Here is a 19,912-nt window from a genome sequence, read left to right as displayed (position 1 = left end):
AAAACGAAAATACCCCGCCCGAATAAAAATGTTCAAACGGGCGGTATTACCTCCTTTGGAGAGGTTTTCACTTAGAACAAATCATGCTTTTTGTTTCTCATTCATCATACGGTTCAACAACGGCACCGTGATCGCCATGATGATCGCAACGATAAAGGTAGCGATACCAATTTTGCCAAATACGCTGATATAGACAGGTAATGTTTGCAGTGGATCAGTAATGCCTTTCGGTGCCGCAGTAAAGGCTGCTACATAGCCGCCGAGTAAGAATGAGGTTGCTTGAGTTAAGTACCACATCCCCAGAATGAAGCCCATCAGATACTGAGGAACCAGTGCAGCAACCATTGCCAGACCTAATGCACTGATCATCAATTCACCCAGGCTTTGGAACAGATAAACCAGAACGATAAACCAGGGTGAAGTCAAACCTTGCTCATCAGCAAACCACAAACCGGCAGCAGCGGCAGTCAGGAAACCTAAAGAACACAGGAACATACCGACGGTAAACTTAGCCGGCATGGTCAGGTCTTTACCTTTAGAACCCCAGTGAGTGTACAGAGCCGCTAATATTGGGCTGGCAACCACGATCCAGAATGGGTTAAGTGCTTGGAAACTGACCGGATTGATATTAAAACCAAGTAGCTGATGATGAACGTTATGGATTGCGAAGAAGTTTAGAGAAGTTGGCATCTGAGCATACAGGATGAAGAACACAATGGCCTGAAGCATCAAAATGAAAGCGACAAACATTTTGTTACGGCTAACTTTATCCTGCTTGAATGCTTCACGGAAGAAGATAAACACCACGATCACAGACAAGCTAATCAGAACAATATTAGTAATTTTCACATTGTGCATCAGCCATGCACAGGCGAAAACCGTCGCAACAGTTCCCGCCAGAACCAGGATCAGGTTTTTGTAGTTAATTCGTTGATGGTCTGGTTCAGAGCCAATATTACGAACCGTATTACGACAGAAGATATAGACCAATAAAGCAATAATCAGACCGATACCACAAATATTATAGGTAACGGCATAGCCGAATTTTTCAGCAATAACTGGCGCGATAGCGAGTGAGAACAGCGAGCCGATGTTGATTGACATATAGAACAAAGTAAAAGCCCCATCCAGACGAGGATCTTTGGGTGGATAGCATTTAGCCAGCAGGCTGGCCGGATTTGCTTTGAACAGACCGTTACCAACAGCAATCGTTCCTAATGCGTAGAAAATTAAATCAGGTTTCAAGATGGATAGTCCGGTCATGAAATAACCTACTGCCAGAACGATAGCACCTAACACAATGGTTCGTTTAGTTCCGAGTAAATGGTCACCGATATAGCCACCAATAGAGATCAGGCCATAAACCAACGCTGCGAATGCCCCGAAAGTGGTAAATGCTTGTTCCTGAGAAAATCCCAATTTTTGTACAAAATAAACGGCAAGAATGCCCTGTACGCCGTAGTAGCCGAATCGTTCCCAAAGCTCGACGAAGAAGATCATGAAAAACGGCTTGGGTTGTTGTAATAAACCGAGCGAAGCGGGTTTATTCATAGTTGATTACCTCTGATTAGTCATTGTTTATCTCGGAATACACCTGGAAATGCGGGGGTAGTTAACATCCCTGTGAAATGATGTATCGCTAAGATTGTGTTTTTACGCGTTTTATTTAAATGAACATTGAACGAGGTAGGTTATTATATGGTTAAAATATGTTCTCAGTGGTCGATCACACGAATATAAATATTATGAATAGAATTTTGAAGCATATTCATAATGCGAATATTAAAAAAGGTTAGGAAGAGGATTTGGTTGAATTGTTAACTGAATAAAGCAAACAAAGAGGGCTATTCAGGCCGTTTCGGGCCTGAATATTGGAGGAACAGCTTAGAGCCTAATCAGTAAGTTGTTAAACTGCGGCAGCAACAGTTTCCAGCATAACCGGACGGAAATTACGCTTGAAGTAGATCAGGCCATGGCCTTGTTCGCTCACAGTAATATGCCTGATGTGAACCAGATACACATTATGAGAGCCGACTTCCTGAACCTGCTCAATGTCACCTTCAAGGCTGGCGAGGGTACCGGTCAACACAGGTTGGCCCAGCGGACCTTTTTGCCAGATATTCCAGCGAAAGCGTTCCTCCATACTGACTCCGGTCATACCAGCAAAGTGGCGTGCCATCAATTCTTGCTCATGGTTTAAGATGTTGACACACAGGCGGCCATTTTCCTGAAAAACCACGTTCATAGTACTATTGCGATTAAGACATACCATCAGCGTGGGTGGCGTATCGGTGATCGAGCATACCGCAGTGGCAGTAATACCACAGCATCCGGCAGGACCATCGGTGGTGACGATATTCACCGCTGCTGACAGGCTTGCCATCGCATCTCTGAAACGCAGGCGATGTTCATTTTCTACAGACATAAATTGGCCTCCTGCTACCGATTATTTCAGCAGCGTATCTAACTGGTTAATATCGTTATTGTTGTATAAGTGTGGTCTGAGCCAACCGTTCTGATCATAATCAGAAAGGCAGCGATCAACCATATCCATCATTTTCTTCATATTGCCGGAACCGTGGGCATGGCGCAGACATTGCAGACGAATTTCATCCTGGCTGCCGGCGTAGTTGATTTCGTATAACTCATGGCGACCACCGAATTCACTGCCAATGGCATCCCACATCAGTTTTAACACTTTGATTCGTTCAACGTGATCTATACCGTTGGAACCACGAACATATCGCTCCAGATATTTATTAATTTCTGGGTTATGCATATCACGGACGCTGGATGGCAGATAAATCAGGCCGCTGGTAACGTTTTTTTCAATAATATTTTTAATTTTCGTATAAGCGGTTGGGGCCATCACGCGGTAAGTTTGTATTGCCTGAGTATCCGGCATATAAGCACCGCCTTGCCACGGCTTGGCTTCTGCCCACATAGCATCACTCAGCGACCAGAACAGGTTACGCCAGGCAACCACTTCACCCAGATCTGCCTGAACACCGCGGAATTCTATCACGCCGGTACACTCCAGGCTCTTTTGCAGCAGGGCGGTAATAAAATCCAGTTTCACCGCCAGACGCACGCAAGCCTGTAGTGGGAACAGGCTGGCGAAACCGCCCTTAACCGCCCAGTTACGTGCGCGGTCAAAATCACGGTAAATCAGCACATTTTCCCAAGGGATAAGGACCTTATCCATCACCAGAATCGCATCGTTTTCATCAAAGCGGCTGGATAAAGGATAATCGAACGGGGAACCTGTCGCACCAGCTACCAGTTCATAAGACGCGCGGGAAATCAGTTTTACCCCATCGGCATCCATTGGGGCGACAAACATCAGGGCGAAATCAGGGTTATCTCCCATGACTTGCGCGGAACCAAAACCGATAAAGTTATAGTGGGTCAGAGCCGAGTTGGTCGCGACCACTTTTGCGCCGCTGACGATAATACCTGCATCCGTCTCTTTTTCCAGTTGGATAAAAACATCACGGGTTTGATCGGCGGGTTTATGGCGATCAATGGGGGGATTAACGATTGCATGGTTAAAATAAACCCCCGTTTCCTGAATCTTTTTATACCAATGACGGGCGTTATCAGCGAATTGACCATAATATTCAGGGAATGCGCCTAACACACTGCCGAATGCCGCTTTATAGTCAGGTGAACGGCCCATCCAGCCATAGGTCTGACGTGACCACTCGGCGATAGCGTCACGCTGTTGGCGCAGATCGTCAGCGCAAGTGGCAAAGCGGAAGAATTTGTGAGTATACCCGCCATTGCCGGTATCGGTATTCCAGCATAAAGCATCATGGGTTTCAGGCGCGTGCAGGGCATCGTACAATTGACCGACTGAGGCAGCAGAATTGCGGAACGCGGGATGTGTGGTGACATCTTTTACGCGCTCACCATAAATATAAATTTCTCGGCCATCCTGAAGGCTTTTCAGGTACTCTTCACCGGTAAACGGGCGTTTTTTATCGGCGCGGAAATCTTCTGGTTTCATGTCTACCTCACAGTCTGAATAAAAAGCGCCGGTCTTGATATAAATATAATCAATATTGGCACGGAAATGTTAATTTAATGTTTGTTTTGTGTTTCTTAATTGAAGCCTCAGAACGGTTTTTCTTGAATAGATTTTTGGAAGGTTCGCTGGTACTTTTCGTTGGAAAATGGCGATTTGTGACTAAAGTGTGATCCAGGCGATGTTTTTGTGGCTAAGGTGCATCTATTTATTATCGAGTTTGGTGACCGTTTGGACGGTCACCATTAGTGAGATGAGAGTAATTGAACGGGATTATGTTCAGACTCAAAAGCTTTTATATTATTTAGTTACGTAGGTTGCTTCTATATTTAGCAATACTATTACGAACATCTTCACGATATTTCTTATATTCAGATTTATTTGAAATATAACCCATTTCGTATGGTGATAATCCTTCACTTTCTAAATGTCCTATTAATAACGGTGATGCTTTTTTCTGTAATTCATCCCATTCTCCTCTGGCTTGATTTAAAAAACTATTCTCATTGTAAGTTTCTGTTATCAATACGGGCTCTGGTGTGGTTTTAACTTTCACTCCCTCAATCGTTTTTTTAACCGTTGTCCGCGATTTTATTAACTTCCACGCATCATCAGGAGTACTTTTTTCTTTCAAACCCTTATATTCAGAATATTCAGATTCTGTGATTTTTTCAGCCTGGTATTCAGCGATAATTTGTGATTTATTAACTTTTTCGTAAACAAGTCCCTCCTGAGATCCTTTAGCAAAGTTAATTGCTGGGTGTTTATTAGGATCAAGATTTATTTCACTGTGAGATGAAGTAGCTTGTTCCTGAAGCATTCTTATCTGATCGCTTTTATTTGTTAGATCAAAAGATCGGTTACTTTTCTTTATTCGGAACTTAACAACTCTACCGCTACCACTTACGGCTGCCCAACTTGCTGCAACTTTCAAAGAGCGGCTATAGGAAATCCAACTGGATTTGACTTTTGCTTTTGTCCCTGCTCTGACATGAGCATAAGCAGAAATCTTTGGATTTGCTCCTGTTGGAGAACGAAGGCCATGTATAGAGGGTTGCTCATCAGATCTTAATGCACGATAACCAATGCTACTATCTTCGCTTTCTGATTCCCCCTCTGAATCAGGATGACGGGGTCTCACTCGTGGAGGCGCCAAACCATCATTATCATATAAAGTAATTGGATTATTTCTCACCATCCGGTACAGATTCAGACCATCCACGGTTCCCGCCGGATCAGCGCTTAACCACCTGCCTACCCATGGCTGGTAATAGCGATAGCCGTAGTAGTAGAGTCCAGTTGCATCCCGCTCTTTGCCTGAGTAACGAAGGGTTTTATAGCTGGCTTCTGTTTGGTTTCTCGCCGCCCACAGCGCTGTACCGCCAAATGGATAATACTCTTCCTGACTGATAATTTGTCCCTCGCTATCCAGCTCAAGCTGACTGGAACCAATCAAATTATCATAGCTGTAACGGAACTGATTATTACTGATACCGGTTGGTGGGGTAGTTTCCCAATGCAGTATCCGTACCTGTGCGTGACCGGCTGCACCTACTGTAATAACATGCAAATCTTCTAATGTAGTTTTGCCATTTTGCGTTGTACGCAGTTCTAATCCGGGGAGATAAGTCACTCGTTGTTGCTGTGTGCTGTTACCGGTCTGCTGTTCATTGACCTTTAACTGTCGCATGCCGTCGTTACCGTAGCGATACCATTCCCGGTCACTGGCATTTTCACGGCTTACCGGTGTTACCTGTTGCAGTTCCCCCCGTGCGTTCCAGCTCAGATCTTGTCCCGGTAGTAGTTTTTTCTGATGGCCGCCAGCATCGAATAATGTATCTACCTGTGTCGGATCAGTAGTCAGTGAATTCAGCACTGCGTGGTTACTGCAATTCGAGACTGTGATATTCGTGGTGTAGTCATTTTGGGTAGCGGGTGAACTGTGCCGAATTTGAACCAGATTGCCACCACGGTCGTAATCATAAGTGCGGGTATAGTTGGTATACGTGCTGTCATCAGTAGGAAGAGGGATTGGAGAAGGAAACTGGTTGCTTTGCTGGCCGATGTTGGCCATCTCTCGTCCTGTTGCACTGATAAGCTGATACAGGGAATCGTAGGTGTAGGTATTCTCCGGCACGACTTTCTGATTGCGCCAGAATCGAGTGGCTTCAGCATCATTACGGACACGGATAATGTTCCCCACGGGATCATGTTCATAGCGTAAATCTTGTAACACCTTATTATCTGACTGGCGGCGGGTGGTGACGCCGATCAGTCGCAGAGTTTCAGGTTCATAGCTGTATTCAGTGATAACGCCATTACCGTGTTCTTCGCGTAACTTTTGTCCTGCGGCGGAATAGGTCAGGGATTTAATAATGATTTGTTCACTTTGGTTTTTCACTGTCAGCCAGCTCCCTTTTAATTGCCCGGCCACGTCATAGGCCAGACGCTGTCTGTTGCCTTTTGCATCAGTTTGAGTCAGTAAAGCGCTGGTAGCATCGAAAGTGCTTTGGGTCGTGTAAGTTTCGCTGTTCAGTTTTGTCTGCCAGAGGGTTTCATCGTTTCCTGCCCAGTTTGCCTCTTGCTCATCGGCCAGTAACTGACGGGATTGAGATAAGATGTTTTCGGTCAATGACAGGCTTTCCAGTTGATTCAGCCCGGCTGTGTCATAGTGGCGTACACACTGACCGGCAAGGTTATGGTCTCTTTCTGCTTGTGTATTGCCGGCCCAAATAAGGTGCTCAGTGATGCGGGGTGTTTCTTCTTCTGGTGCCTGCTCACTTACAGACAACAGGCGACCGGGTAGCGTAGCTGCTTCATATTGCCGGGTCTGTGTGACACCGGTTGCCGTTACAATCAATACCTGACGGCCTTCGATATCGTTGAGGGTAACAGTACGGCCTGCATCGACACTCTCTGTTCGTAGGATATTGCCGGTCAGATTGTATTGCCAGGTAAAATTAGGTTTTTCCGAGTTAGCATCATACAAACGTGGGTCAATATTTTTGCTCAGATATCCGCGAGCATCATATTGATGACGGGTAATGCGGGTATCCGTATCACCTCCTGCAACGGTACGGTGAAAGTTGATGTTACGGATAGTCAGGCCACGGTTATCGTAGACGTTGACGGTGGGTGTGCGTTGGTAAAGTGTTGAGTCAATGTTTTTCATGATTTACCTCTTTGTTATATTTGAGAATCTCTGTAATTGCAGTTTTATCTCCATTAAGCTGGATGCGCGTTTTGGCATATTATTTATCCAGATAGCGGTAATCAGCCTGAGTATTGATATGCCAGTCCAACTAATTAATAGTAGACTCTAGATATTAACTTGGGGGTAATTGAAAATGTGGATCGTCTTTCATTCTCTGGTTTCCTTTCTAATTTGTAGCTTTATTTCCCTCCGGCCAGGTCAATAAAATTCCCGGTCACGTATGAGGCTTCATCCGATAATAACCAGGCTATAGCTTGTGCGACTTCCTCAGGCCGTCCGCCACGTTTCATCGGGAGAGAATTTTTCACCCGTTCAACCCGGTTTGGCTCACCGCCATCGGTATGCATATCGGTATAAATAAATCCGGGGCGAACTGCATGTACTCGAAATCGTATTTTTATGGCACCACTCACCCGCTTACGCAGTATTGAACCCGGCGATATTCCCACGCCAATGACGGCTGAATATTATCGCCAATCCTGACTTAGTTGAGCGCCTGCGAATTAGTACGCCTTTGAATGGGCTGCGTTCGGAATTCTTCTACAGGTGAAAATAGTCACGCATGTGAAGGACGAGGACGGAGAATTCGCTGTAAATCAACCAAGATACGCTTGTGGCGGGACTAGAATTTGAGTGACGGAAAAAATCGGCGGTCCTGGCGTAGAATCCCATTATATGATTTATATGTGGTTTTAATATCTTTGCAATAAAGTTTACTTCCGAAAATATAAAAAATTAAATTAATCGATAAGGTAAAAATATTCCTAACTATCGCACCTTGTATCATTTTATGTAAAGGTTTTTGATGGATTTTTTATTAAAACCCAATCTACCTCACGTAATTATTGCAGCTTTAATATCTATTTTATTGTATTTTTTAAATTTTAATTTAATTTGATATAAAATTTTATTTTTTGTTTTTTTTATGGTTTTTGTGGTCTTATCTTTCATTTTTTTACCATTGTTAATACATACAATTATTTATTAATGTTTTGTTGTTTTTGTATTTGGTTGATTTAAAAGGATTATATTGTCTTTATCTTTTAATATAAGCCAATTTTCACTGAGATTTGAAAGTTAAGTTAAACCGATGTATACCAGTTATCTATAAAAATTAAAGTCAGTTTTATTGCTGTGAAAAATACGAAATAGAGCAATATAACTTACACACACCATTACGAAAGGTGGGGTATATCTATTAGTAAGTTAAGAGAGTATCATGACCGTCATTTCTAGGGTTAATCGGTTATCTAGATTGGTTTTTTTTAATACTGTGATTCGTAGCATTATTGACACTGTACCTATTGGTGGTATTTATTTTTTCCTCACCACATGGCAGGAGGCCACCTTTCATTGGCATTTTTCTGGCATTCTATTTACTGGTGGTGATTATTTCTGTCTCAGCGGAAATTATTTTTTATGGTGTGATGCAAACTGTCAGAAAATATGAACGCGAAGATAAGAATAATCTCAGTAATAATATCCTTATAAAAAAATCAAGGTCATTAGGTATGGGAAAAACTCAACTGTTATCGCAGGAAATATAACAATATTGCAGTAAATAATTTTTGATGAGTCATTAAACGATCATGGAAAGATCATTTTGGTGTAAACAACAGCGGTGAGTTCACTTTGCATAGCACAATTTATTGGTGTGTTGCGCATGGGATTACTTCACCTAAAGCGTGAGGAGTATATGTCTGAGACATATTTAATGCGTGGTAAGAAAGGCCAGGGTGATATTGCTATTATCGGCATGGCCAGCCATTTCCCTGATGCCTCAAACCTGCATGAGTTCTGGGAAAACATCATGGCTAAAAGAGATTCTTTGACCGATATTACCACCGTGTCAGAGGTAGAATATTGGAGCAAAGAGGATTTTTATGATCCAGATGCGTCGGCTGCGGATAAAACGTATGGTCATAAAGCCGGTTTTGTTCCTGCTATTGATTTTGACCCGGTGGAATTTAAAATTCCACCGGCCATTGTCGATTCAATTAGCACCGTCCAATTATTTTCATTGTACGTGGCTAAACAGGCAATGCAGGATGCGGGATTAATTGGTCAAGAAAACAAGCGAGTGAACCGCGATCGCATCGGCGTTATTCTGGGCGGCGGCGGTAACGGCAATACCTTATTCTCGCTGGCGGGCCGTCAGCAAACCCCGTACCTGCGTAAAATCATGATCAAGTCCGGCTTGCCGGAGGCGGTTGTGGACGAAGTGATCGACCGGGTGCATGATTCATGCCTTGAATGGAATGAGGATTGTTTACCCGGTTTCCTCGGTAATGTGGCCTGTGGCCGTATCGCCAGCTATTTTGACCTTGGTGGGACGTCCTACATGGTGGATGCCGCCTGTGCGAGCAGCCTGGCGGCGATCAAAGCTGCTATCGGTGAACTCAATTCAGGCAGCTGTGATGCTGTGCTGACAGGGGGCGTCAACCTGGAGAATTCAGCGTTCTCTTTCGTGTGTTTCAGCAAAACCCCGGCACTGTCGAAAAGCAACTTGTCGCGCCCTTTCGATCGTGACTCCGATGGCATCATGCTTGGAGATGGTGTTGGCATGCTGGTGCTGAAACGTCTGGAAGACGCCGAGTTGGATGGTGATAATATCTATGCGGTGATCAAATCGCTTGAGGCATCCAGTGATGGTAAAGCGAAAAGCATTTTTGCCCCCCGTTATGAAGGCCAGGTAAAAGCACTCAAGCGTGCTTATGCCCGTGCCGGCCTCACTCCAGCGGACATTCAACTGGTCGAGGCGCATGGCACCGGGACGGCCACCGGTGACAATACAGAGCTGAAAAGCTTGCGCATGGTCTTCGATGAGCACAGGGTGGCGGCGAAATCGGTGGCTATAGGCAGCATTAAGTCACAGATTGGTCATACCCGCAGTGCGGCGGGAGCAGCATCAATGATCAAAGCGACGCTTGCCCTGCATCACAAAGTGTTACCTCCCACGATCAACGTCACTCAGCCTGGCGAAATGCTGTCCGGGGATAACGGGCCATTCTATGTCAACAATGAGCCTCGCCCATGGTTACGGCCTCTCAACGCTGCGCCACGCCGCGCTGCCCTCAGTGCTTTTGGTTTTGGAGGAACAAATTTCCATGCGATCTTGGAGGAGTATGAACGAGAGCCGCGTGGCGCTTATCGTTTGAATGGACAGGTAGTCACGTTGTTGTTCAGCGGTGAGAACCCTGAGCAACTGCTGGCTAAGTGTGAGGTGGCGCTGGCGCGTTTTGGCAGCGCGTCGTCTGCCGGGCAGGCGTTACGCGAGCATCTTGCACATCAGGATCTTAACGGGTTGCAACCTCATCAAGCACGTCTATTGTTTGTTGCTACATCTGGCGCACAGGCGGCGGAGATAATGGCGGCGGCAGTGAAACAGTTGAAGCAAAAGAGTGAAAGTGGCTGGGAACACCCACTGGGAATTTACTACCAGCCTGCGGCCAAAAACTTGGATGGGAAAGTGGTGGCGTTGTTCCCTGGACAGGGATCGCAGTATGTCAATATGGGCCGTGACATTGCCAATGATTACCCTGAAATGCGCCAGGCGCTGGAGGCTTTGGATGTGCTGGCGGCCAACGAGCGTGGTCAGGGATTGTCGCACGTGATTTATCCCACCCCGGTATTTTCCGATGCTGAACGGCAGCAACAAAACGAGCTCCTGACTAATACGGCCAATGCTCAACCGGCATTGGGGGCTATCAGCGCCGGCTATTTTGCGATTTTGAAAGAGAATGGTTTTAACCCAGATTTTGTTGCTGGTCACAGCTATGGTGAAGTTACCGCTTTATGGGCGGCTGGCGTGCTGTCTGATGCTGATTTTTACCGTGTGTCACTGGCTCGGGGAACGGCTGCGGCGTTTGCCGCCGCTGACCAGGGTGCAGACTCAGATGCCGGGGCAATGCTGGCGGCGTCTCTAACACCAAAACAACGTGAAGATGTGCTCAAGCTCTATCCGGGGATTACCGTCGCCAACGATAACTCTGCCTCGCAGGTGGTGCTGGCCGGTGCCACAAGATTAATCCATCAGCTGCATGATGAACTGAAGGCCAGCCAGATTCACTGCCGCATTTTACCCGTGTCGGCCGCGTTCCATACCGAATTTATCCAGTCAGCTTATGCACCATTTCGCGACCATTTGGCGCAAATCAACTTCCAGCCACCTCAGTGCTCATTGTTCTCAAGCGCGACGGCGGCGCCTTACGGCAAGTCGCCTGCGGATATTGCCAGCCTGCTAGCGGAACAGTTGGTCATGCCAGTGCGTTTCCGTGAAACGATCGAAACCCTCTATCAGCATGGTGGCCGCCTGTTTGTCGAAATTGGGCCAAAAGGGGTGTTGAGTAAGCTGGTCGCGGACATCCTCAATGGCAGAGAGCACAGCATCATCTCGGTCAGTACCAGTAATAAAGGCGAGGAGAGGTTACAACTGGCGCGAGCCCAGGCCAGATTACTGGCAGAGGGAGTCAGGTTAAATGCTCTGGACCGGTATGCACGTGTACAACCGCCATCGGAGGAAAAAAACAATCGTCTGACTTTCAAGCTCAGTGGCGGTTTTTTCATGTCAGATAAGAATCAGGAACGGCGTGAGCGCGCGATGCGTGACGGCGACACCGCTGTGGTGGAACAGTTCATCACCAACCGTGCGCCTGAGGCAGCACCAGCGATCTCCAGGCCGGCGCCGGGGGTAAAGACGGGATCGCTAAAGGGTCCTGCTCCATTTATTCAACAAAGCACGTCGGTTGCAATTCAGAAGCGAGGCAACGCTATGGGACAGAATAATCAATTGAATGAGAACGTGGGTAAGAGCAATTTGGATGAGTTGTTGCAGGCGCAACAGGTCATGAGCCAGCTGCATGAACAGTTCCAAACCAACCAGAAAGAGTATATCCAACTGCTGGGATTACTGTTGAACAAGCAATATACCCTGTTGGAGAAGTTCCAGGATCACCAGAACTTGCCGGCCATGTTGTCTAGCCTGGGTCAAAGTGTGCAGTTGTTGGATAAAAACCTGGAGCTGTATCACGCCAACCATGAGCGATATTTTGCCACTCAGCAGAGCTTATTCCAGTCGGGGCAGGCCATGCAGCCGGTAGTTGCCGTCGTGGCGCCTAAGGCAGCCCCTGTCACCGCGCAGGCCCCAACGATGGGAGAAATTGCCGCGCCGCGCCAGACCGTGCCAGTCGCCACTTCTGAGCCGATAGTGAGCCAGCCGGTTACATCGATTAAATCCAGCGTGAGCGACCCGGAACTGGAAAAACAAATCAAACATTTTGAGCAAATTACTGAGGCGAAAATCATTGGCAAACTGGTTGCCATCGTCAGCGACAGAACCGGTTACCCGCAGGATATGATCGATGTGGAAATGGATCTTGAGGCCGATCTCGGCATTGATTCGATCAAACGTCTGGAAATTTTCGGCGCGATGTTTGATGCTTTTTCCGCAGACACCGGCATTTATCATGATGCGTTGAAGAACAAATATCTGGAAACCTTCGATATCGAAGTATTGAGCAATATCAGCAAGATCTCTGCGTTCTTTAAACAAATGAACGATGAGATTATCGCCGATATCCATCGTAAAAATTCGGGCTATGCGCCGGTGGAAGCAGCATCGCCAAAGGATTCCTTTATTGAAAACAATGCCCGTGGACAGGATAGCGGCCAGGCCCTTCACAGCCTGAGAGCGTCAGAAGATGTGAGGGCAGAAACACCGCTGCGCACGCTGGGCTTTGTTACCTCAACCGCCTCTGTGTCAAAGGCCGCCAGCGCAAAAAAGTCTTTGGCTGAACCGCAACTGAGTGTTACACCTGCGGTTCAGCCTATTCCTGCCGAAGAGGTTACACCGGTTGAACCTCGGGTTGCACGTTATACGGTAATGTTACGATCGTTACCGACTCCAGACTGTTACCCGCTGGCGTTTGCCTCATCGCGCCTCTGGCTGGTGGTGGACGAGGGTAAAACAGTTGTCGATGAAGTGGTTAACCAGCTGAAACAACAGGGCCAGCGGGTGGCGGTACTAACTCTGGGTGCGGGAATGGCAAAAAATGAAAAGCATGTCAAAACCGCCGGCCACTACGTGCTGAACTGCGCTGATGAAGCCACATTGGATGCGGCAATCAGTGAAATTGAACAGGAGCAGGGGCCGATCGATGGCGTGATCTACCTTCAGACGCCACGGCAGAGTGTGAAAACGCTAGCTAAGGTGTTCAGCGCGCAGGGTTATCTCTCGGTTGAAACCACGTTCCTGCTGGCTAAGCGTTTGCAGGGCAGCCTGAACCGAAATGAAAATCATGCGGGCTACTTCTTTATCGTAGGCCGTGGGGACGGCGCGTTGTCCACATCGGATGACAATGGGCTGGCTGAAGTCGTTGCAAGTGGGGTCAGCGGGTTGACCAAGTCATTGAACATTGAGTGGAAAAACGTATTCTGCCGTACTCTCGACATCGACGCCCAAGTGAAACCGCGTGACGTTGCCCTGACCCTGATTGAAGAGTTGCAGGATAGTTGTACCGATCTGACCGAAGTTGGCCGCGGTGTGAATGGTGAGCGCATGACGCTAGCGCTTGCAGCGAAGGAACCCGTTGATACACCACTCCAGGTCAGCCGTGAGGACGTTTTTGTGGTGACCGGCGGGGGACGTGGCATCACGGCCCAATGTATCATCGAGATGGCGAAACTCAGCCAGGCACGCTTTGTCCTGCTGGGAAGAACCGATTTGGGCGCGCCTTTGCCGACATGGGCACAGGGTACCACCACGCTCAATGAGCGCAAGGCGGCGGCGATCGCTTATCTGCAATCCCAGCAAGTCCAGCCAACGCCGGTGAAAATTGATGCCATGTTGAGCGGGATATTATATGCCGATGAGATTAACCAAACCTTGCAAGAGATCAGGCAGGCTGGGGGAGATGCCTGTTACCTGCACTGTGATATTACCGATATACAGCAGGTTTCGGCGGCGGTTGCCGCGGCACAGCAGGCATTTGGACCCGTGACGGGTATTATTCACGGTGCCGGCAACTTGGCGGACAAGCGTATTGAGAAGAAAACGCTGGATGATTTACGCTCGGTGTTTGATGTTAAGGTCAAAGGGTTGGAAAACCTGTGCCAAGTCGTGGATATTGCCAGCCTGCGCCATGTAATGCTGTTCTCATCCGTTGTCGGTTATTTTGGCAATGCCGGGCAAGTCGATTATGCGATGGCCAATGAAACCCTGAGTAAATTTGCTTACTTACCATTGAAGGGCGACAGCCGTCTGGTCGTCCGTGCCATCAACTGGGGGCCGTGGGACGGAGGCATGGTCAACGACACATTAAAACGTACCTATAGTGCCCGCAACATGGTGATCATTCCCGGTAACGTCGGAACCCGTTATTTCATACAGGAATTTACTGATACTGAATCTAAGCAGGTAATTGTTGGTGGTGAAAACTACAAAGCCACGCGTCAGGTGAAATCGCTGCCGGATGAGGAGCAAGTTAAGCGTTTGTTGACGCTGGAAGCCAATCCGTTCCTGCGCCACTATGTCATCTGCGACAACCCGGTATTGCCGGCCACTGCCGCTATTAGCTGGATGACGCGCATTTGTGAAGAGCGTTTTCCGGGCTACCAGCTTCAGGACGTGATGGATTTCAGCGTATTGAAGGGGATTGTGTTTGATGGTACCCAGCCTGGCGACTACTCCGCAGTGTTGACGCCCAACTGCGGCTATGTGCGTGGGGATGAGCGGCTGGCGGTAGATATTTCCATCACCAGTCAGCAGGGAAAAGGCACGGTTGAACACTATCAGGCCACGCTATTCCTCACCACTCAACGCCGGACAGCGGCCTGCGAAGAACTGCATACCGATTTGCACACTCAGATTACCCTGGCGCACCCTTTGTATGGCGATATGCGCCAAGGCAGAATGTTGTTCCACGGCAACATATTTCAGGGAATACGTCAGGTTATCCATATTGATGATCAAGACCTGATATTGAAATGCCGACTGGATGACATAGCGCCTGAATTACAGGGACAATTCCCGGTTAATTCCTTCAATCTGTTTATTTATGATGTCGCTTTGCAACTGCCTTTATTCTGGCTGATGCAGCGTTTGGATAAAGCAGGCCTGCCATGCGCAATTGGGAAAATTGAACAATATGCTACCTTGGCATTTGGTGAAGAATTCTATGCTGCTATGCGAATTAATACCAAAACCGCCTTGGCGCTGGTTGTTGATATTACCTTGCATGACTCAATGGGGAATATTTACGGTCGTTTGCATAATATCAAATTTACTGTCTCGGCCGCGTTGAGAGAATTATTCACCCAAGCCGACTCGAAACAGGTGGAAAAAAACACAAGGTAATCTTTCCGGATAAAACAAAATCAGTTTGATATGTACCTGGGCGCAGTCGTAGCGCTCAGGAGAATCTTGTCATGCTTAGGAGTTACTCTGTCATGGAAAATATTGCGATTGTGGGGTTGGGCTGTCTGTTTCCTGAGGCAGATACTATTGAAAAGTACTGGGCGAACCTTTGCCTGAAAAATGATAGTACAACCCCGTTATCTGCTAAGGAAGTCGGTGTCGATCCTGCATTTTATTATCATCCGGTTTCAGGCACAGTTGATAAAATAAGCTATAACCGAAATGGACACGTTCGCGATTTTCACTTTGACGCGAAAGGTTATGCACTGCCTGAGAACGAAATACTTACTTTGGACAATTTGTTTAAATGGACGATTTATACAGCGGCAGAAGCGCTGAATGATAGTGGATACCGTGATAAACAGGCCGTGTTAAAAAAGACGGGGTTGTTAATTGGTAATATAGGTATGCCGACGCATAGTGGCAAGCGTTTGATGAGTCCGTTTTACCATCGTTTATTAACACCATATGTCCAGCAATTAATTGGACGGCCAGATTTCAGCTTCGATCAATTCTGGCCGGAAGAGGCGTATTCAGATCTTAACCTGATAACGGGTGGGCATAATGCCACCATTGCCGCCCAGGCATTGGGCTTGCAGGGGCCGAGTTATGCTCTGGATGCCGCTTGTTCATCGGCGCTTTACGCAATAAAAATGGCCGCGGATTACCTTGCTTGCGGCAAAGCAGAGATGATGCTGGTCGGCGCTGTTTGCCATGCCGATCATATCTATATTAACCAAGGGTTTAATATCCTGCGGGCCTTCCCGGACCGTGGCGCCTCGGTGCCTTTTGAACGCACCTCCGAAGGGTTGAAAGCGGGTGAGGGAGCCGGCATTGTGGCGATCAAACGTTATGCCGATGCTATTCGTGATAATGACAAAATTTATGGCGTAATTGAATCGATCGGTTTATCCAACGACGCTGGGGTTAAACATATTCTGGTGCCGGACGTCAACGGACAGCGGTTGACGCTGGAGCGCGCCTACCACAACAGCAGCCTCGAGATAGATTATCTCGAATGCCATGCCACCGGCACCCCGGTAGGTGATCAAATCGAATTGGCGACGGTCGAAGCTTTCTTTTATTGTGCGAAAAAGAGGCCACTACTGGGGGCTAACAAGGCCAACAATGGTCACATGCTGACGGCGTCTGGTATGGGCAGCTTGTTAAAGGTAATCCTGTCCATGCAGCACGATCTGATTCCTGCGACCCTTGGTGTGCAGCAACTGGTGACCACGCCAGCTGGTCAGCTTGGTCTGGAACACGTGGTTCGTAGAACCCAGCCGTGGCCTGCTAATGGCCGGCCAAAGCGTGCCGGAATTAATGCATTCGGCTTCGGCGGTGTCAATGCCCATATGGTGATCAGTGAGGATCATCCACGGTTGCGTGCCGCGCAAAGCAAATCCTGGAGTCCGCTGGTGATCGAACCTCTGGCGCTGGTGGGTATTGGCGTACACTTGGCGCAGACGGAGGATACCGATACCCTGGATCAGACGGTGCAACAAGGGACACAGCATTTGTATACGCTGCCGCCAACGCGCTGGATGGGCATTGAACAGCGTGCCGATGTGTTGGCGATGCGCGGGGTAGAGCAACCACCGCTAGGTTCCTACATTGAGAAATTTGAGTTCGATTGCAAACATTTCAAGCTGCCGCCGAACGTGATCGGCCCATATCTGCTTTCCCATCTATTTTTATTGCCGGTGGCCGAGCGTGCCTTCATTGATGCGGGTTATGTGTTGGACGGCAGTAAACGCAACATTGCCGTGATTGTAGCCGGAGGAGTGGACTATGGCTGCTTACGTAGTCAGGCACGCAATGAAATCAGCTGGCAATTGGCGCAGAGTCTGTGCAGTCACGGCATCGAACTGCCTGACACCGATGTGCAGGCGTTACAAACCATCCTGAAGGATAGCTTGTGCCCGACCCCGTACCCGGAGGGTATTACCGGTGGAATTGGTAATGTGGTGGCGAGCCGACTTGCCGCTCACCTGCACCTGAATGGCCCGGTATTCTCGTTGTACAGTGAAGAGAGTGCGCCGTTTAAAGCCTTTGAACTGGCACAGTTCATGCTTGCCCGCCAACAGGTTGATGCCGTGATTGTTGCCAGCTGTAGTTTTGCCGGCGGGGTAGAAAACGTCTTGTGGGACCATCAATCGTGCCAGGCGAATCAGGCGGTGGGTGATGGTGGCGGTGTCGTGGTGTTGCGGCGCGAGCAGGATGCTGTGCGCGAGGCCATTCCCATTTATGCGGTGGTTGAAGGCTTGGCGATCGGTCATGCGGCGGATCGCCAACTGGCGTTCAACGCCGATGAAGAGGAGATGGTTATGGCGATGACGCAGGGGCTGGCGGCAGCAGGCTGCACCGCGGAACAGATAGACTACCTTGAGATTTACGCTGGCGGGCGGCCTGATGAGATGACTACCGAGCTGGCCGCATTGGGCCGGGTGTATGCTTCGCCACAGCGCCAGGCGCCGCTGACCCTCGGTACACTGAAGGCGCACTATGGTCATCTGTCGGCGGCCAATGGCTTACTGGGAATTATCAAAGCGGCGTTGCAACTTACCCAGCGCTATCTGCCGGCGTTGCCCGATTATGCACAATCCACTCAGTTGACATACAGCGCCGGAGATCATTTTTCTCTGCCAAAACAAACACAGTTCTGGCCGCAACCGGCACAGGGGTTGCGGCGTGCAGCAATCAACCATATCGGCATCGACCGCGCCTACAGTCATATGATCCTGCGCGAACCGCAGGTTGGGCCGCGTGCCCGGCCTGCAAAAGCCACGGCACTGGCTGCGGGGGAGTTTAAAGTCACGGTCTATACCGCCAGGGAGAAAACGCTGGCTGATTTCATCATCAACGAGACCAATCTGGCATATTTCTCGGGGGCGGTGAACATCGCGACGAACCCTGACACCCAGGTGACTCCTGCGGCTACTGCGCTCAAGTACCTGGTGCGCAATGCACAAACCCAACTACAGTATCTGCGCCTTGAGCAGTCCTATTATCAGTTGCTCAATCACATCCTCAGTGATCACTCCTCCGCAGCTGCTAGTACGCCGCTATTCGATGAGAGTCAGATTATTGAGCTGACTGACGGTTTAGTCGCAAATGTGCTGGGGGCAGAGTATGCCAAGGTGGACTGTTATCCGGTACGCACTCGTATGCCGTCCCCGCCGTACCTGTTTGTCTCGCGTATTACCGCGCTGTCAGCGGTTAAGGATCAGCTTGAGCCTTGCTACATTGAGTGGGAATACGACATTCCTGTTGATGCCTGGTATGTGGTGGACGGCAAGGCTCCGACTTTTATCGTCCTAGAATCCTCCCACGCGCTGATAGTGGCCTTCACTGTCATCGGCTGCGACCACCTGTTCAAAGGGCTATTGGGCTATCGCGCGGTAGACAGTCAAACCACGGTGTACAGTGAGATGCCAAAGGTGGGTGAGGTGCTGCGTGGCCGGGTCGATATCAACTCCTGTGTGCGCGCTGGAGGGATGGTCTTGATTACCTATGAATACTCCTGCTACGTCGGTGAGCGACTGGTGTTAAAACAGGCAGGTAACTCCGGCTTCTTCACCATGCGCGAGATCGCCAAAGTCAGGCAGATAGATACCGCGCCGTATTTTGCCACAGCAAAACTGGCCCAACCCTTCACGCCGCCGCTGCGTTGCCTGCGTCAACGCTTTGACGAACAGCATATCAGTGCCCTGATGCAAGGGGACATTGCCGCCTGTTTTGGTCCGCAGTATGCCCATGAAGGTACCGTCAAATTTTCTGCTCCACATTCACGTATGCTCAGTCGGGTACTGAATGTTGACTTATCCGGCGGGGCTTTTGGCCTAGGGGAGGTGATCGGTGAGATGGATATTGATCCCGAACACTGGGTATTCAAAGTGCATTTTAAAAACGATCCGGTCATGCCGGGCACGTTATTGGTTGAGGGCTGCGAACAGTTGGTAAAGTTCTACCTATATTATCTTGGGCTGAACTCGCAAAGCGATTTGGTCTCCCACACGCTGTACAACCTTCAGTGCAGTGCCAAATTCCGCAGTGAAGTGAAGTGCGAACGTGACGTGTTGCGTTATCGCCTGACCTGTAAATCGATCGATGCTCAGTACCAGGATGATAGCACTACCTTGACGGCTATCTCGCTGATCTTTATCGCTGAAATCATCTATCGCGGCAACATCATTGGCCTGTGTGATAACTTGGGTACAGGCTTTACCCGGCGCCTGCCTCTGCGGCGCTGTTGACA

Annotated in this window: 8 protein-coding genes and 2 pseudogenes; 5 read left to right on the top strand and 5 right to left on the bottom strand. The window is 48.6% G+C overall.

The window, feature by feature from the left end:
* Positions 1 to 81: 81 nt before the first annotated feature.
* The 5 genes and pseudogenes from dtpB to LGZ99_RS08605 form a co-directional block, all read right to left on the bottom strand.
* Entirely contained in the window at positions 82 to 1,551 is a 1,470-nt protein-coding gene (dtpB, locus tag LGZ99_RS08625; protein ID WP_021324241.1) for a dipeptide/tripeptide permease DtpB, read from the bottom strand.
* Between the two features lie 355 nt (positions 1,552 to 1,906).
* Positions 1,907 to 2,425: a 4-hydroxyphenylacetate 3-monooxygenase, reductase component gene (hpaC, locus tag LGZ99_RS08620; RefSeq protein WP_021324242.1), complete on the bottom strand. Its 519-nt coding sequence runs from the start codon at positions 2,423 to 2,425 to the stop codon at positions 1,907 to 1,909.
* 21 nt (positions 2,426 to 2,446) lie between these two features.
* Positions 2,447 to 4,009 (bottom strand): 4-hydroxyphenylacetate 3-monooxygenase, oxygenase component, encoded by a 1,563-nt coding sequence (hpaB, locus tag LGZ99_RS08615; protein ID WP_036837853.1) that lies wholly within the window; start codon positions 4,007 to 4,009, stop codon positions 2,447 to 2,449.
* A 322-nt stretch (positions 4,010 to 4,331) separates the two neighbouring features.
* Positions 4,332 to 7,199, bottom strand: a complete 2,868-nt coding sequence (locus LGZ99_RS08610; protein WP_262979028.1) for an RHS repeat protein — start codon at positions 7,197 to 7,199, stop codon at positions 4,332 to 4,334.
* A gap of 221 nt (positions 7,200 to 7,420) precedes the next feature.
* Positions 7,421 to 7,627 (bottom strand): annotated as a pseudogene (locus LGZ99_RS08605) (SDR family oxidoreductase); the annotation flags it as partial.
* On the opposite strand from LGZ99_RS08605, the pseudogene LGZ99_RS08600 reads away from it, so the two are divergent.
* The 5 genes and pseudogenes from LGZ99_RS08600 to LGZ99_RS08585 all read left to right on the top strand — a co-directional run.
* Positions 7,599 to 7,718: pseudogene (locus tag LGZ99_RS08600) on the top strand (hypothetical protein); the annotation flags it as partial. The pseudogenes LGZ99_RS08605 and LGZ99_RS08600 sit on opposite strands and share 29 nt — an antisense overlap.
* A gap of 742 nt (positions 7,719 to 8,460) precedes the next feature.
* Positions 8,461 to 8,691 (top strand): hypothetical protein, encoded by a 231-nt coding sequence (locus tag LGZ99_RS08595; protein WP_152552716.1) that lies wholly within the window; start codon positions 8,461 to 8,463, stop codon positions 8,689 to 8,691.
* Complete coding sequence (locus LGZ99_RS24805) at positions 8,600 to 8,788, top strand: MerR family transcriptional regulator (RefSeq protein ID WP_390894007.1); 189 nt, start codon at positions 8,600 to 8,602, stop codon at positions 8,786 to 8,788. The genes LGZ99_RS08595 and LGZ99_RS24805 overlap by 92 nt, the downstream gene beginning before the upstream one ends.
* A 149-nt stretch (positions 8,789 to 8,937) precedes the next feature.
* Positions 8,938 to 15,594: a type I polyketide synthase gene (locus LGZ99_RS08590; protein WP_262979027.1), complete on the top strand. Its 6,657-nt coding sequence runs from the start codon at positions 8,938 to 8,940 to the stop codon at positions 15,592 to 15,594.
* A 92-nt stretch (positions 15,595 to 15,686) separates the two neighbouring features.
* Positions 15,687 to 19,910, top strand: coding sequence for a hotdog fold thioesterase (locus LGZ99_RS08585; protein ID WP_262979026.1), 4,224 nt, complete (start codon positions 15,687 to 15,689; stop codon positions 19,908 to 19,910).
* Positions 19,911 to 19,912: the final 2 nt, after the last annotated feature.

It is taken from the genome of Photorhabdus temperata, assembly GCF_025384845.1.
GTDB classification, from domain to species: domain Bacteria; phylum Pseudomonadota; class Gammaproteobacteria; order Enterobacterales; family Enterobacteriaceae; genus Photorhabdus; species Photorhabdus temperata.
Note: the sequence above shows the minus strand (reverse complement) of the source record. Positions and strands in the feature narration are given on the sequence as shown.